The organism is Rhizobium sp. 0TCS1.26, assembly GCF_050455525.1.
Classification (GTDB): domain Bacteria; phylum Pseudomonadota; class Alphaproteobacteria; order Rhizobiales; family Rhizobiaceae; genus Neorhizobium.
In genome coordinates, this window is record NZ_JBCIYV010000001.1 from 1,310,269 (window position 1) to 1,326,294 (window position 16,026).

Genomic DNA, 16,026 nt, shown 5'->3' on the forward strand with positions numbered 1-16,026 from the left:
TGTCGGCGCGAAGTGAAAACGCTTAGCGGTCGACTGGCGACTGATGCTCGGCCGAGCCCAGGATGCGGCTGAGCGTCAGGGCTGCCAGCGTGCAGATGGCACCCGAGATCAGGTAGCCGCCGATGAAGATGATGCCGAACTTGCTGGCAAGTCCGAGCGCCACCAGCGGTGCGAAACCGGCCCCAACCAGCCAGGCAAGGTCGGAGGTGAGCGCCGAGCCGGTGTAGCGGTAAGTCAGGCCGAACCGCGACGATACGGCGCCGGACGCCTGGCCGAAGGAGAGGCCGAGAATGCCGAAGCCGATGATGATGTAGGCGTCCTGCCCCTTGCCACCCGCTTCCAGCAGGAACGGTGCGGTGAAGCTGAAGATGGCGATGAGGACGGCGCCGATCATCAACTGACGACGGCGGCCGATGCGGTCTGCGGCCATGCCGGAGACGATGACCGCGACGATGCCGACGGCGGCGCCGATAATCTGCACGAACAGGAACTCACCGGCCGACTGGCCGCCGAACAGGGTCACCCAGCTGAGCGGGAAGATTGTCACCAGGTGGAACATGGCAAAGCTTGCGAGCGGCACGAAGGCGCCGAGCAGGATGTCGCGACCGTGGACGGACACCGTTTCGGAGATCGCCCGCGCCTGCAGTTCATGGCTTTCGAAGAGCTTGCCGAACTCGCTGCTGGCAACAATGCGCAGCCGGGCGAACAGCGCGACCACGTTGATGGCGAAGGCGACGAAGAACGGGTAACGCCAGCCCCAGGCGAGGAAATCCTGGTCCGACAGGTTGGCGACGAAGTATGCGAAGAGGGCGCTTGCCAGTGCAAAACCGAACGGGGCACCGAGCTGCGGGATCATCGCGTACCAGCCGCGCTGCTCCTTCGGCGCGTTCAGCGCCAGAAGCGATGCCATGCCGTCCCAGGCGCCGCCGAGCGCAAAGCCCTGGCCGAGCCGGAACAGAGCCAGGAGGATGACCGACCAGACGCCAGCGGATTCGTAACTGGGGAGGAAGGCGAGCGAGACAGTCGATCCGCCGAGGATGAACAGCGCGATCGTCAGCTTCGTGCCCCGTCCGTAGGTCCGGTCGATCCACATGAAGACGACGGAGCCGACGGGCCTTGCGATGAACGCCAGGGAGAAGACGCCGAAGGCCATCAGGGTTGCGGTGACCGGATCGCCGGCAAAAGAAAACACCAGGCGCGGAAATACCAGGACGGATGCGAGACCGAAGACGAAGAAATCGAAGAACTCCGACATCCGGCCGATGATGACGCCGATGACGATGTTGCCTGCCGAGAGCGGCTTGTCGTCATGCATGCGGCGCGCGTCGCGCTCAAACTCGGACGATGTGGGGCTTCCTGCTGTAGTCATGTAAGGGAACTCCTCCTTTGCGGCGAATGGTCGCCTCCCCAAAGGAGAGGATGATGCATATCTGACGGGTTTCAAGTCTGTTTCTCGACTTGCGGTCCCGGCGCGCCCGATTTTAGTCGCCGAAAGGCCGAATTTCGTGAAATATGCGCTTTAGGCTGCGGGCCTGCGAACTGTGAGCCGATTTTCCAGTTCGCTCACCTAGAACCCGGCGCATCCCTGTGAGTTCCTGCTGCAGTGCACGAAAATGCTTTGCACTGCGACGAAAGACCTCATAGGGAGCCTTGATCTCGTGCTTTAGTCGCAAGTAGACGAAACGCAAATTTCGAACTGAAAGATGCCACGGTTGATGCAACTCATTCGCCGGCTTAGTGCCCTAGTCCTACTCCTCGCCCTTTCGGGCTGTGATCTCGTCGTGATGTCGCCATCCGGCGACATCGCCATGCAGCAGCGTGACCTGATCATCGTCTCGACGGTGCTGATGCTGCTCATCATCATTCCGGTGATCTGCCTGACGCTCTATTTCGCCTGGCATTACCGTCGCTCCAACACGGACGCCAAGTACGATCCCGAGTGGCACCACTCGACCCGTCTTGAAGTGGTGATCTGGTCGGCGCCGCTGGCCATCATCATCGCGCTCGGCGCCGTGACCTGGATCAGCACCCACAAGCTCGACCCATACCGTCCGCTCGACCGCATCGATGCGGCCCGCCCGGTGACGCCCGAGACCAAGCCGATCACCATCGAGGTCGTGGCGCTGGATTGGAAATGGCTGTTCCTCTATCCGGAACAGGGCATTGCCACGGTCAACGAGATCGCCGCGCCGATCGACACGCCGATCGAGTTCAAGATCACCGGCGCCTCGGTGATGAACTCCTTCTACATTCCCGCTCTCGCCGGCCAGATCTACGCCATGCCCGGCATGCAGACCAAGCTGCACGCGGTGATGAACAAGGAAGGCGTCTACGAAGGCTTCTCCGCCAACTACAGCGGCGACGGCTTCTCCGGCATGCGCTTCAAGTTCCACGGCCTCAGCAATGACGGCTTCAATGAGTGGGTCCAGCGCGTCAAGGGCCAGGGAACGGCTCTCAACCGCGACGCCTACCTGAAGCTGGAGCAGCCGAGCAGTCGCGTCCCGGTGACCTACTACGCCAATGTCGAGAACGGCCTCTACGATGCCATCCTCAACCTGTGCGTCCGCGCCGGCCAGATGTGCATGAACGAGATGATGCATATCGACATGATGGGCGGTGCAGGGGTCGAAAGCCACGAGAACCGCGAGCGGCTGGAATACGATACCCGCTGGTCGGCTCAGGCTGGGCCCGGCGCCACCTACCCGGCGACCGGCCACGGTGCCAAGACGGGCCAGGAAGCCGAAGGCATCAACGATGCTCCCGCCGCTCCCGAAGGCGGCCATGAAGGTCATGGCGTTGCCCCTGACCAGCTGAACACAAACACGAAGCCGTAACCGGCGGCTTGAGACATACTGGAAACTCAGATGTTCACGAACAGTAACCTGATGGAATTCATCTTCGGTCGGTTGTCATGGGACTCGCTGGCGTTCACCCATGAGCCGATCCTGCTGGTGACCTTCATCGCCGTCATCCTCGGCGGCCTGGCCGTCGTCGCCGCGATCAGCTATTTCCGCCTCTGGGGCTACCTGTGGAACGACTGGTTCACCAGCGTCGACCACAAGAAGATCGGCATTATGTATGTCATCCTCTCGCTGATCATGCTGCTGCGCGGTTTTGCCGACGCGGTGATGATGCGCACCCAGCAGGCGATCGCGTTTGGTGCCAACGAGGGCTACCTGCCCCCGAACCACTACGACCAGATCTTCACGGCGCACGGCGTCATCATGATCTTCTTCTTCGCCATGCCGCTGGTGACGGGGGTGATGAACTACGTCGTGCCGCTGCAGATCGGCGCCCGCGACGTGTCCTTCCCCTTCCTCAACAACTTCTCGTTCTGGATGACGGCAGCTGGAGCTGCGATCATCATGCTGTCGCTGTTCGTCGGTGAATTCGCCCGGACCGGCTGGCTTGCCTATCCGCCGCTGTCGGGTGCCGATTACAGCCCGGGCGTCGGGGTCGACTACTATATCTGGGGCCTGCAGGTCGCAGGTGTCGGAACGACGTTGTCGGGCATCAACCTAATCGCCACCATCGTCAAGATGCGCGCGCCGGGCATGACCATGATGAAGATGCCGATCTTCACCTGGACCTCGCTCTGCACCAACGTCCTGATCGTTGCTTCCTTCCCGATCCTCACCGCCACGCTCGTACTGCTGACGCTCGACCGCTACGCCGGCACGAACTTCTTCACCAACGACCTTGGTGGCAACCCGATGATGTACGTCAACCTCATCTGGATCTGGGGTCACCCGGAAGTCTACATCCTTATCCTGCCGGCCTTCGGCATCTTCTCCGAGATCGTCTCGACCTTCTCCGGCAAGCGCCTGTTCGGCTATGCCTCGATGGTCTATGCGACGGTCGTCATCACCATCCTCTCCTACCTCGTCTGGCTGCACCACTTCTTCACGATGGGATCCGGTGCCAGCGTCAACGCCTTCTTCGGCATCACCACGATGATCATCTCGATCCCGACGGGCGCGAAGATGTTCAACTGGCTGTTCACCATGTATCGCGGCCGCATTCGCTACGAAGTGCCGATGATGTGGACGATCGGCTTCATGGTGACCTTCGTCATCGGCGGCATGACCGGCGTCATGCTGGCCATTCCGCCGGCCGACTTCGTGCTGCACAACTCGCTGTTCCTGATCGCCCACTTCCACAACGTGATCATCGGCGGCGTGGTCTTCGGCCTGCTGGCCGGCATCAACTTCTGGTATCCGAAGGCCTTCGGCTACCGCCTGGATCCGTTCTGGGGCAAGATCTCCTTCTGGTTCTGGCTGATCGGCTTCTATGTCGCCTTCATGCCGCTCTACGTGCTCGGCCTGATGGGTGTCACCCGTCGCGTCAACCACTTCGAGGACCCGTCGCTGCAGATCTGGTTCGTCATCGCGGCTTTCGGTGCAGTCCTGATTGCTGTCGGCATCGGTGCGTTCATCATCCAGCTGATCGTCAGCTTCCTGAAGCGCGACCAGCTGCGCGATACGACCGGCGACCCGTGGAACGGCCGCACCCTGGAATGGTCGACCTCGTCGCCGCCGCCGGAGTACAACTTCGCCTTCACGCCTGTCGTCCACGACCATGACAGCTGGTACGACATGAAGAGCCGCGGTTACGTGCGTCCGCTCGAAGGCTTTCGGCCGATCCATATGCCGAAGAACACCGGCACGGGCGTCATCCTCTCCGGTCTCAGCGTCGCGCTCGCCGTCGGCATGATCTGGTACATGTGGTGGCTGGCGGTGCTGGCATTCCTCGGCATCCTGGTGGTTTCGATCGCCCATACCTTCAACTACAAGCGCGACTACTACATCCCGGCCCAAACCGTCGTCGAGACGGAAGACGCCCGGACCAAGCAGCTAGCGGAACAGGCCTGATATCATGAGTGAAAGCCACGCCGTTTCGGCCGAAAAGCCGCAATTCTACCTGACGGAAGACCACCATCCGGAAAGCAGCACCATGCTGGGCTTCTGGATCTACCTGATGAGCGACTGCCTGATGTTCGCGGTCCTCTTCGCCACCTACGCCGTGCTCGGCCGCAACTACGCGGCCGGCCCCTCGCCGGCCGATCTGTTCGACCTCAACATCGTCGCGATCAACACTGCGATGCTGCTCCTGTCGTCGATCACCTACGGCTTCGCCATGCTGCAGATGGAGCGCAATGCCAAGGCGGAGACGCTGTTCTGGCTGGGCATCACCGGCATCTTCGGCCTGATCTTCCTGGGTCTCGAACTGTACGAGTTCCATCACCTGATCAACGAAGGCGCCGGCCCGCAGCGCTCCGGCTTCCTGTCGGCCTTCTTCACGCTGGTGGGCACCCACGGTCTGCACGTCACCTTCGGCTGCATCTGGCTGGTGACGCTGATGGTCCAGGTCGCCCGCCACGGGCTGATCGAAGCGAACCGCCGTCGCCTGATGTGCCTGTCGATGTTCTGGCACTTCCTCGACGTGGTCTGGATCGGCGTCTTCTCCCTCGTTTACCTGATCGGAGTTACCGGATGAGTTCGAACCCGCACGCGCCGGCGCAGGAAAGCGCCCACAACACGCATCATGGCCACAGCCACGGTCACGAAGCGGCTCACGGCACGCTGAAGAGCTACATGACCGGCTTCGTCCTGTCGGTGATCCTGACCGCCATTCCGTTCTGGCTGGTGATGGCCGACGTGCTCGACAGCAAGGCCGCCACCGTCGCCATCATCATGGCTCTGGCCGCCGTGCAGATCGTCGTCCACATGGTCTACTTCCTGCACATGAACTCCAAGTCCGAAGGCGGCTGGACCATCCTGGCGCTGATCTTCACGATCATCGTCGTCGCCATCGCCCTCTCCGGCTCGCTCTGGGTCATGCATCATCTGAACACCAACATGATGCCGATGAGCCCGGAAATGATGAAGAACATGCCGTAACGGCATGGGGCGGCGCCTTGGGCGCCGTCCGTCAAGGACATACCGATGATCATTGAGGCCCGTCCCCGCACCGCAAGGCGACCCGTCGCATTTGCCGTTGCGATGGCGGGCTTCTTTCTTGTCTTCGTCGGGCTAGGAAGCTGGCAGGTGCAGCGGCTGTTCTGGAAGCTCGACCTGATCGAGCGCGTCGATGCCCGCGTGCATGCGGAAGCGGTGCCGGCCCCCGGCCCGTCCACGTGGCCGGGCATCGACGCCGCGAACGACGAATACCGCCGCGTCAGCGTCACCGGCCGCCTGCTCAACGACAAGGAAACGCTCGTCCAGGCGGTTACCGAGCGCGGTGCCGGCTTCTGGGTGCTGACGCCGCTGCTGACGGCGGATGGCACGACCATCCTCATCAATCGCGGCTTTATACCGCCGGATCGACGTGATCCCTCCAGCCGCTCGCACGGGCTGGCCGAGAGCGAGGTGACGATCAGCGGCCTGTTGCGCATCTCGGAGCCAGGCGGGGCCTTCCTGCGATTGAACGATCCAGAGGGTGATCGCTGGTACTCACGTGACGTCACGGCGATCGCGCAAAGTCGCGGGCTGACGAATGTTGCACCTTATTTCATCGACGCGGACGCGACGCCAAACCCCGGCAGCTACCCCGTCGGCGGCCTGACCGTGATTGCCTTCCGCAACAGCCATCTCGTCTATGCGCTGACCTGGTATGCGCTGGCGGCGATGTCGGCGGGTGCTTGCCTCTACCTGATCCGCCAGGGCCGCCGGCACGGGCGCTGAGCGCCTGCATTCTTCACCCCGGACGGGAACCGCCGGCGCCTGCCGTCGGTTACCTCAGACCAAGGTGAAGAAAAGGCAGACCGCATGATCAAGGACATCCGCAACGACCCGATCGCCAGTCCCGAGGACAGCGCGCCGGAACGCCAGCAGAAGCAGCGCGCCGGACGCGGCATCATCACCTTCTTCATCATCTTTGCTGCCGGAGCCTTCTGCCTTTACCTATTCATCGTGCTCTACGGCTCGATGACCTCGCAATGACGTCGGCAGCAAACTGATCCTGAAGCAGGCGGCGGATCAGACCGCCACCGGCTCTTCCGAGCGATAGCTGCCGGTCTGGCCGCGAAAGCGCTCCGGAGCGCCCGGATCGGCATATTTCGGCAGCTCATCCATGTCCGTCTTGTTGAGGATGACGCCGACGGTCTTGGCCGCGATTGCGGTTTCCTGCTCCAGCACGGTCTGCAGCAGTTTCACCGGCGTCGTTCCCCATTCCACGACCATCAGATAGCTGTCGACATGCGGGGCGAAGGCCTTTGCATCAATTGCCGGAACGATCGGCGCCAGATCGACGACTACATAGTCGAAGCGGCCGTTCACCGTCTCCATCAGCCGGTCCATGTCGGCCGAGGCCAGGAGGTCACTAGTATGCGGCATGGCCTGGTTGCGCGAGGCGATCGGCAGGATGGCGAGCTTTGCCTTGGCATCGATGGTGATGGCGCTGGTCCACGGCGCCTCGCCACGCAGCACTTCCATCAGGCCGTTCGGCGGCTCGGCTCCAAGAATGCCGCTTGAGCCGCGATTGCAGGAATCCGCGTCGAGAAGTAGGGTTCGCTTGTTCATCGCCCCGAGCATGACGGCAAGGTTTGCGGCGACCACCGACTTCCCCTCCCCCGGGAGCGCCGACACCACGCCGATCACCCGGCAGCTGCGGTTGGGCGTCGCCTGGTCGCAGGCAAGCTTGACGTTGCGCAGCGTCTCGGCAAAGGCAGAGCGGGGATAGTCCACGGCGACACGCGTCAGCTTGCGGATGAACGGATCTGTGGCAGTCGCCCCCTCGTCGACGGCGGTCTGCGGCAGCGTCTGGCCGGTCGCGGCGGTCTGCCCGCCGGCTCGCTTGATCAGCGCCAGGTAGCCTATGAAGCGCAGCCCCAGATGACTGCGGACGTCCTGGCCGAGACGGAAGCCGCGTTCTCTGAGTTCCAGCACCGTTGCAATGCCGCCGCCGGCAAACAGCCCGAGAACGATCGACAGCGCCATCGTCAGCGTCTTGCGCGGGCTGGACGGCGACACCGGCACGCCCGGATTGGAGATCACCCGCGCGTGGGCGATCGGGAAGGACTGCTGCTGCGACGCCTGTTCGAAGCGGTCGAGGTATGACTGGTAAAGCGTCTTCAGCGATGCCGCCCGCTGCTCAAGTTCGCGCAGCTGGATCTGCGAGACGTTGGCATCCGAATTCCTGCCGGCAACCTTCTCGATGCTCGCGCGCAGCGATTTCTCGCGCGAGGTGGCAACCTCGAACTCGTTCTTGAAGCCCGCCGTCAGCTGCTGCAGTTCGCCAAAAATCTGTTGGGCAAGAGCGTTCTTTTCGGTTGCCAGCATGCGGGCCTGCGGGTGATCGGCACCGAACTGCTCGAGCACCGATCGCTCCCGTTCGGCGGCGGCCTGGTAACGCTTGCGCAAATCCTGGATGACCGAATTCTCAGCGCCACCGACAGAGACGATAGCGTTGTCGACGGCAACGGTCGGTCCCTGGTCGGTGATTGCCTTGTACTGCTGGTAGCGCGCCGCGGCGGTGGCAGAATCGGCCTGCGCGACGATCAGCTGGCTTGTCAGGTCGGCCAGCTGCTGTGACGACAGAAGTTCGCCGCGCGGCGAGATGAGGTCATTGCTGATCTTGTACTGTTCGACGGCCATGGCCGCTTCCTGCGACCGCTTGTTGAGGTCGTTCAGACGCTCCTGCAACCAACCGGATGCCTTCTCCGTTGCGTCGAAGTTGGCGCTCAGCTGTTCCGAGACATAGGCAGCGGCATAGGCCTTGGCGAGTTGGGCCGAGAGCTGCGGTTCCGGCGACTGCAGAGCCACGGCGATGACCGAACTGCGGCCGACGCGATCGGCAGTGACCGACTGCTGCAGGATCGCCGCCGCCTTCTCCCGGCGACCGTTCTGCGCATCCTGTTCGGCAGGCGGCGGGGTGGCCGGCTTGACGAGGCTGACGACGCTCTTGACGCCCGCCTTGACGAGACCGACCGGCGACACCGGCGGGTTGAGGAAGGCATTGTTGTCACCAAGCTTCAGGTCGTCCACCACGCGCAGCGCCAGCGCCTTGGACTTGACGATTTCGACCGCGCTCGACATCCGGTTGTCGATCAGCTGCGCGCTCTGGCTGGTCTGCTCGTCATCGGCATAGCGGGAGAGGTTCTCGTCGATGAGGATCTGCGTCATCGCCGTGTAGCGTGGCGACGCCAGCAGCAGATAGACGCCGGCAAGCACCATCGAGCAGATCACGCAGATGATGATCAGCCGCGCGCGCCGCATCACCGCCGTCATCAGGCGGTCGAGGTCTATGAACGCATCCTGATCGCGGTTCGCCGCAGCAAAGCCTGTCGAGCGGAGATTGATGTGATCCATGGGTCAGATCCTTTCGCACCCTCCCGCCGGGAGGGAAGGGAAATTAGGGAAACGTCCGGCGAGCCTGCGTCGCCGATCGGGCAACGCGTCTCAGTCGTTCGGCAATTGGCATTTTCAGATGGCGCAGCGCGCCGGGGTGAGCGGCAGCAAGCTTGAAGCAGTCAGCCCAGGCTCGCCGCTTTATCGCATCGACAAGCGCCAGAAACGCCGCCGCCTCGTTGAGGCTTTGGCTGCGTTGCGTCTGTGCCGCACGCGCAGCACCGTCGAGCGGATAGTCGCTGAGGAATCGGGCATCGGCTGCCATCATCGCTTCGACGTGTTCCGGCTTCAGGACGCGTGAGATCGATCCTTGCCGGATATGGTAGATGTAGCCGGCGGACGGTTCGATTGCGCAGCGCCCGCCGGATGCCAGCGCCGAGGCAAGCAGGATGTAGTCCTCGCCGATCCGCAGGCTTTCGTCGAAGCGCAGGCTCTTGCGCGTCAGGAGATCGCGCAGGAACATCGGCTTCATATAGCCGAAATTGAAGGTCGACCGGAAGATCACGTTGGACGAGATGAAATCGGCGAGCGTCAGCGCCGGGAGCTTGGCCAGTTCCGCCGGCGAAAACATCGTCTCAGCCGGCTCGCCCGGCTTCATCACCTTGAGATTGTCGACGACGATTTCCGCATCCATCCGGCCGGCGCAGGCGATCATCGCAGCGGATCGGCCCGGCAGCACTTCGTCGTCGGAATCCAGCACCGCGATCCAGCGCCCGGCGGCCGCCTCGATACCCGCATTGCGCGCCGCACCGGGACCGCCATTCACCGGCAGCTCGACCAGCCTCACCCGCGCATCGCCGAAGTAGCGCACCAGTTCGGCAGTACCGTCGGTCGAGCGGTCGTCGACCACCACCACTTCGACGGCGACGCCGACCTGCGCCAGCGCGCTGTCGATCGCGCGGCCGATGGTGTCCCTCGCGTTGTAGGCAGCCACGACGAAACTGACATCCGGCATCATGGTCTGGTTCATGCAGCCTCCACCGATCCGTATTGGCGGATCTCTCGCACCCCGAGGATGCCGGTCATGGCGCCGAGGTGCAGGGCACCGCGCAGCAGATTGCGGTTACGCGCCGTCGGCGAGAACAGCGTCAAGAGGGCGGCCAGTCCGCAGTATCCGGCCTTCGCGGCCGCCGTGCCGAACTGACGAAGGCGTCCGAGCGCCGAATGCCTGGCACCGACGATCCGGCCATGCGTCTGGCCCGAGCGAAACCTGCGCTTCAGCAGCCAGCCGAGACTTGCCCGGCGCGCCGGCACCGGCTCCGTCAGCCAGGCCTTTTCGGCAAAGCTGATGCGCCCGCCGGCATCCGTCACTTTGGTGAAGAATTCGGTGTCCTCGCCGCCGCTCTGGCCGAGCGACAGGGCAAACCGGCGACCGTGGATACTGGGCGAGCGCATGTCGAGAAGGACGTTGCAGGTATATCCGGTGCGGATCTCGCCTTCGACCCAGACCGGCATCGTCGAATGGAAATCGCCGCTCGTCATCCAGTCCGGCGCGCCGACCGCGTAGATCGCCCGCACAGGACCGAGCACGACATCCGCAGTCGTTGCAGCCGCGGTCTCCAGCAGTTCGGCCAGCCACTCCGGCGATGCCGTCTCGTCATCGTCGATGAACGCCAGATAATCGCCATCGCTTGCGGCAAGGCAGGCGTTGCGGGCAATCGAGATGTTGGCCTTCGGGCAATGGATGTAGCTGAGTTCGAACGGCGACCTGCCGCGCAGGCTCTCGACCAGTTCGAAGGCGCTGGGCGTCTCGTCGTTATCGGCAACGATCAGTCTCAACCGCACGCCCGACGGCACCACGAGGCTGAACAGCGACAGCAGAGTCGCCGAAAGCTCCGGCCGGCGGAAGGTGCAAATGCCGATGTCGACATGCAGGTGTGACTGGTCATGGTCCATTCTCATGTCGCGGCCCTCGTCTTTCGCCCGCCGATCAGCTCGAGCCAGAAGCCGGCCGACCAGGCGGCGTGCATGATCATGGCCGATATCGCCGCCAGCGGCCCATAGGCATTGCGCTCCGACACGGCGATCCAGACTCCGTAGGCGAGGCAGAGCCCTGCCCAGAGCAGCAGCGGCACCGCGGCGACCCAGTGCAGAACGGCGAGCCCGGCGCCGACGATGACCGGCATCACCATCAGCGGCAGTGCCTGTCGCAGCTTCGGGACAGACCGGTGCTTCAGGAGGTTGCGGGCCCGCCCGCGACCATAGCCAAGATACTGGCGGAACAGGGGGTACGGGGCCGACCGCGGATAATAGGTCATGAAGGTTTTCGCCGTCATCCAGATACGGTAGCCCGCCTTGCGCAGTCGGTGATCGAGCTCCGCATCCTCATTGTGGGTGAAGCTTTCGTCATATCCGCCGACGGCACGAAAGGCTTCGATGCGCATCAGCGCGTGGTGACCGTGTTCGATCCACTGGCCCTCGGCACCTTCCCGGTGCTTGGAGCCGCCATTGCCGAGCTTTGAATTCTGGGCGAGCGCGGTTGCCCGCTGGAACGTGCCCGTGCCGACCGTCTTCATGCCGACGACAACGGAATCTGCGCCAGTATCGACTGCCTCCTGCAGCAGGATCTGGCAGTAATCCTCCGGGTAGTCGCCATGCGCGTCGATGCGGATCAGGTACTGGCGACCATAACCGAACCGCTCGACGGCCAGATTGACGGCGGCACTCTGGATCCGCTTCGGATTTTCGAGAAGCACCAGATCAGCGATCGAAGGCGTCAGGCCGGCGACGATCTCGCGCGTCCCATCGGTGCTTCCGCCATCGGCAACGACGATCAGCATGTCGTTGTTGCCGCGGCTCTCCGCCAGATCGCGCAGCAGCGTTCCGATGTGGCGCGCCTCATTGAGGCACGGAATGACGATCAGGCTTCGCATCTCAGGCTGGATCGGGGACGACATGCGCTAACCTTCCGATTGCTGGGGTGACGGGATGTGCAGAGCGGCAGCGGGTGCGACATGCGGGGCGAGCCCCGCAAGCCGGGCGACGAGCGCCCGACATTCCGCCTCGCCGATGGCCCACTGGCTGCGCTTGCTGTCGGCAAGCCTTGCAAACAGCTGCAGGTAATCGTCGGAGGAGAGCTGCTTGAAGCGCTCCTGCAGCGACTGCGGATCGACCGAGGCAAGCAGCAAGCCAAGATTGCGCTGCGCCAGGAAATGGCCGGTTTCCGTCGTCGACAGGGCGATCGGCACAGCGCCGTGCAGCGCGCCTTCATAGAGCCGGTTCGGCAGCAGCCACTCGGAATTCAGGCCTTCCTCGAAGAAGTCGATGGCCCAGACGAACTGCACCTCGCCGTAGATCGTCGCGAGATCCTCCGGATTGCGGTAACTGCCGCCGAACGAAACATGCGGAGCATCGGCCAGCAGCGCGTCGAAGTTCGGAAACTCGCGCGGCGACACCCGACCGCGGATGATGATCTCCACCTGACCGTCCATCTCCCGGGCAAAGCGGCTGAGGATGTCGAAGCTCTTGCGGCAGCGGATGGCGCCGAACCAGCCGATCCGCCAGGGCTCGCCCTGCCGGCCCGGACGCGGGATCGGCGGCCAGAGGCCGGGATCCGGATTGAGGTCGAGAACCTTGTTTTCAAGCAGCAGCACCGGCAGCCGGACGCTTGAGCGTCGTTCGAAGTAGTGCTGCACGAAGGCCGGCGAACTGGTCGCCAGCAGCCGGCTATTGCGGGCGAGATACCCTTCAGCAGCGCGCAGCAGGCGCCCCTTGATCCCGTCGTCCAGCATCAGGCGGTGGATGTCCAGCGCCTCGTAGACGATCGGCACCCGGCCGCCGCCAAAGACGGACGCCGCCTGCCCGGCCAGCGCCAGCATTTCCAGATTGCGGGCGAGGATCACGTCGGGCCTCGGCAGGCCGGCGAGCTGCCGCCTCAGCGACAGCCGCGCCTTCAACACCGAAGACAGGCGCTGGCCCAGCCGACCGTCGGCGGTCCGGCCGATCGTCACGACCGGAACCTCCGGATCGCCCGCCAGCAGGTTGGCATCCCGCTGAAAGCCCGCCACCGCGATCCGAGCACCGCCTGCCTTCAGCATCATGACACGCCTGCGGATCGCAGGATCCGAAAGATCATGAGCAAGGTAGAGTAGGTTCAACGTCACGTGGTGCGGCTCCATTTTCTTATGGTTCGAGATGCGAAGCAGGGACTGAGGCGCGGACGCCTCAGTTTATCGTGCAGGAGATGGACTCCGGGAAGCGGCATTTTTCGCCCGGGGCCGTGAATGCGATGCGGTCGACTTCCATGCGGGCACCGCCGGCATAGGCAAATGCCCCCATCCAGTTCTTCAGCGTATCGGACCCCCACAGGCTGACGAAGATCTTCTGCGGATTGGATGGGATCTTCGCCGGATCCGTGACCTCCTGAACCAGTTTGCCGTTGACGTAATAGCGCAGCCGATCCTTCGCCCATATGAAGGCATAGTCGTTGAACGCCTTGTCAGCGCCGCCGGCCACCGGAACGAGCTTCTCGTTGCCGCCCTTCGCCGAGATGTACTGGTTGACCTGCACTTCGCCGGCATTCTTGCCGAGCACCTCGAAATCGATCTCGTCGTGCGGCTTCTTGTCGGTCGGGCCGATATAGCTGAAGAATGCCGAGTTCAGGCCCGAGCCGCTGGCGGCCTTCATGCGGACCTCGAACGTTCCGTAGCCGTAGCGCTGGCGGGTCTGGATCTCGCCGCAGGCATACTGACGTTCACCCAAAGGCTTCGCCTCGAAGCGCAGCTGAAGGCGTCCGCCGTCGATATCCACCTGCTGCTTCGACCAGGTGCAGTTCTGATGCGATCCGTTGTTCCAGCCGTCCGAGACATACCAGAAGGAGTTGTCCAGCCTGTCGAAGTTCTCGACGAAGGACGCACCGGTGGACTGCGCGGCGGCGCTGGTGGCGATGACGGCGGCCATGAGGCCGAAGCCGCGCAGGAGGGATTTACGTGCGGAATGCGACATGTTCATTCTTTACCTCTGTTCTTGCATGGCAGGAGACGGCTGGTTCCCCACCAGTTTGGCGCCCTGGGTGACGGCACCCGCCGCATTCGTGCGTCGGCGATTGCCGGTCAGGGCCGCGTAGACCCGTGGCATCCAGCGCAGAACCAGACCATTGCTGAGAATAAGCAGGCTGTAGGTAAGGAGGACGGCACCGATGTAAAAAATCGGATAGAGCTCCGCCCCGGCATATCGGTTCCAGATCATCCAGAAGACGACGAGCAGCGGATAATGTCCGCAGAAGGTCCAGAAGCTGAGGCTTCCGGTGCGTGACAGACGCCGGCCGAGACGGGTGCGGATCAACAGCGACGAAAGCATCCAGAAGGCGGTCGCGCCGAGAATCGAGAGGACGTTGCGCAGCACGTTGAGGAGCGGCGGAAAATCCGGACCGGTCATGTAGAGACCATGGGAGAGCAGTGCCGAAGTTGCCACAAGGGCAGCGGTCATCGGCCATGCGTAGCGATCCAGCTTCTTCAGGTCGACACGATAGAGCGCCAGAAAGATCCCGAAGGTGAAGCTGAACAGGATCGATTTCTTCAGCACCAGTCCGACATCGAGCGTCGGGAAGACGGCAAGCGCGAACAGCACGCCGAGCGTCATTGCCGGCGCACGCCGTACCAGGAAAGCCAGGAACGGTGACAGAAGGATGCAGACGATCAGGTCTCGCAGGAAATACAGCGGCAGATTGACGGGGTAATCGGACAGGCCGAAGGCGTGGTCCGGCCAGTCGCCGGCGCCGGCATTCACCAGATCCGGGAAGTAACCGATGCCCATGCCGACCTGCTCTATGACAAGCACCAGGGCCAGCAGCGACAGGTTCCACAACAGGAACGGGAGAAGCACGGAGCGCGACTTCGACATCAGCGTCTTGCGGTAGTCGAAGCGCTCATAGCCGCGCTGGAACAGCAGATAGCCGGAGATCGCGCTCAGGCACGGCACGCCGATGCGAAACAGGCTCTCCCCCAGATAGACCCTGATCCAGTCGAAGGTGCCGTTCGGTTCGACGAACGGACTTGCGTCTGCATCGTAAGGCACATGCACAAGCACGATGCCGAAGATGAGGACGATACGCATCAGATCGATACGGGAGGATATGTTCTGATCGACAGTCATCAGTCACCCCTTGTGTGGCTGCGCCTCCCCTCGCAACCATTGACAGACTGAGCAGTCTTTGCCCGTGAGGGTCCAAGAATGCTGGCCTGTTTCGTACAAAATGTGGCGCTGCAGCAATTCCTCAAGCGCAGCCTGTCGAGAAGGATCGTCTTCAGGACGATCCGGCCGGGCATCGGTCACCATCGACGGCGTCCTCTCCATAGGGTTGCGGTCAACGAATCCAACGACTTTGCCAGGACAAGCGGCCGCACACGCGCGTATCAATTATCCGACAGATGATCGTGTATTTTTCTTCAGATGACCCTCGAAAACCAGGGGTAGATGGGCGTCGGCTGCCGATATTGAGGCAGAAACAAGGCAAACGCAGTCGCGATGGGAGGCGATGACGCAAGGTTGATCGCCGAGGGGCGCTCGTCTTCCAGATGCATCGTCCCGCATATGACTGAAATCGCTTGCTTCCTCATGCTGCGCTGCAAAGAACTTGCCGCAACGCAAAAACAGGACAAATTTCAGCCGGAATGACACGTTCGACTGATAGGGTTCTCGTCACGGCTTACAAAGGACACCGTTGGTCGACGCCGTATCG

At 62.8% G+C, this 16,026-nt stretch carries 14 protein-coding genes; 6 read left to right on the forward strand and 8 right to left on the reverse strand.

The features are described 5' to 3' along the window. Window positions 1-22: 22 nt before the first annotated feature. Window positions 23-1,369, reverse strand: a complete 1,347-nt coding sequence (locus AAIH46_RS06470; protein ID WP_430304830.1) for an MFS transporter — start codon at window positions 1,367-1,369, stop codon at window positions 23-25. A 334-nt stretch (window positions 1,370-1,703) separates the two neighbouring features. Here AAIH46_RS06470 and cyoA point away from each other — a divergent pair, with 334 nt between their 5' ends. The 6 genes from cyoA to AAIH46_RS06500 all read left to right on the forward strand — a co-directional run bounded on the left by cyoA (window position 1,704) and on the right by AAIH46_RS06500 (window position 6,941). Further along, window positions 1,704-2,834, forward strand: coding sequence for a ubiquinol oxidase subunit II (gene cyoA / locus AAIH46_RS06475; protein ID WP_430304831.1), 1,131 nt, complete (start codon window positions 1,704-1,706; stop codon window positions 2,832-2,834). A gap of 30 nt (window positions 2,835-2,864) precedes the next feature. Continuing rightward, a complete protein-coding gene (cyoB, locus tag AAIH46_RS06480) occupies window positions 2,865-4,871 on the forward strand; it encodes a cytochrome o ubiquinol oxidase subunit I (protein ID WP_430304832.1) in 2,007 nt (668 codons plus the stop codon). A gap of 4 nt (window positions 4,872-4,875) precedes the next feature. Next, window positions 4,876-5,496: a cytochrome o ubiquinol oxidase subunit III gene (gene cyoC / locus AAIH46_RS06485; RefSeq protein WP_430304833.1), complete on the forward strand. Its 621-nt coding sequence runs from the start codon at window positions 4,876-4,878 to the stop codon at window positions 5,494-5,496. After that, window positions 5,493-5,900, forward strand: coding sequence for a cytochrome o ubiquinol oxidase subunit IV (cyoD, locus tag AAIH46_RS06490; protein ID WP_430304834.1), 408 nt, complete (start codon window positions 5,493-5,495; stop codon window positions 5,898-5,900). Before cyoC ends, cyoD begins: the two co-directional genes overlap by 4 nt. 45 nt (window positions 5,901-5,945) lie before the next feature. Beyond that, the gene (locus tag AAIH46_RS06495; RefSeq protein WP_430304835.1) at window positions 5,946-6,683 is read left to right on the forward strand and encodes an SURF1 family protein; all 738 of its coding nucleotides are present in this window, start codon (window positions 5,946-5,948) and stop codon (window positions 6,681-6,683) included. Window positions 6,684-6,767: 84 nt separating this feature from the next. Continuing rightward, the gene (locus AAIH46_RS06500) at window positions 6,768-6,941 is read left to right on the forward strand and encodes a hypothetical protein (protein WP_430304836.1); all 174 of its coding nucleotides are present in this window, start codon (window positions 6,768-6,770) and stop codon (window positions 6,939-6,941) included. Window positions 6,942-6,977: 36 nt separating this feature from the next. Here AAIH46_RS06500 and AAIH46_RS06505 read toward each other — a convergent pair whose 3' ends face one another. From AAIH46_RS06505 to AAIH46_RS06535, 7 genes are all read right to left on the reverse strand, one after another. Continuing rightward, window positions 6,978-9,308: a Wzz/FepE/Etk N-terminal domain-containing protein gene (locus tag AAIH46_RS06505; protein ID WP_430304837.1), complete on the reverse strand. Its 2,331-nt coding sequence runs from the start codon at window positions 9,306-9,308 to the stop codon at window positions 6,978-6,980. A gap of 43 nt (window positions 9,309-9,351) precedes the next feature. Further along, window positions 9,352-10,317: a glycosyltransferase family 2 protein gene (locus tag AAIH46_RS06510; protein WP_430304838.1), complete on the reverse strand. Its 966-nt coding sequence runs from the start codon at window positions 10,315-10,317 to the stop codon at window positions 9,352-9,354. After that, on the reverse strand, window positions 10,314-11,249 hold the full coding sequence (locus AAIH46_RS06515) for a glycosyltransferase family 2 protein (protein WP_430304839.1): 936 nt from the start codon (window positions 11,247-11,249) through the stop codon (window positions 10,314-10,316). Before AAIH46_RS06515 ends, AAIH46_RS06510 begins: the two co-directional genes overlap by 4 nt. After that, on the reverse strand, window positions 11,246-12,244 hold the full coding sequence (locus AAIH46_RS06520; RefSeq protein ID WP_430304840.1) for a glycosyltransferase family 2 protein: 999 nt from the start codon (window positions 12,242-12,244) through the stop codon (window positions 11,246-11,248). Before AAIH46_RS06520 ends, AAIH46_RS06515 begins: the two co-directional genes overlap by 4 nt. A 3-nt stretch (window positions 12,245-12,247) precedes the next feature. Then, entirely contained in the window at window positions 12,248-13,387 is a 1,140-nt protein-coding gene (locus tag AAIH46_RS06525) for a glycosyltransferase (protein ID WP_430305018.1), read from the reverse strand. 124 nt (window positions 13,388-13,511) lie between these two features. Then, window positions 13,512-14,291: a glycoside hydrolase family 16 protein gene (locus tag AAIH46_RS06530; protein WP_430304841.1), complete on the reverse strand. Its 780-nt coding sequence runs from the start codon at window positions 14,289-14,291 to the stop codon at window positions 13,512-13,514. Between the two features lie 9 nt (window positions 14,292-14,300). After that, entirely contained in the window at window positions 14,301-15,440 is a 1,140-nt protein-coding gene (locus AAIH46_RS06535; RefSeq protein ID WP_430304842.1) for an acyltransferase family protein, read from the reverse strand. Window positions 15,441-16,026 lie beyond the last annotated feature (586 nt).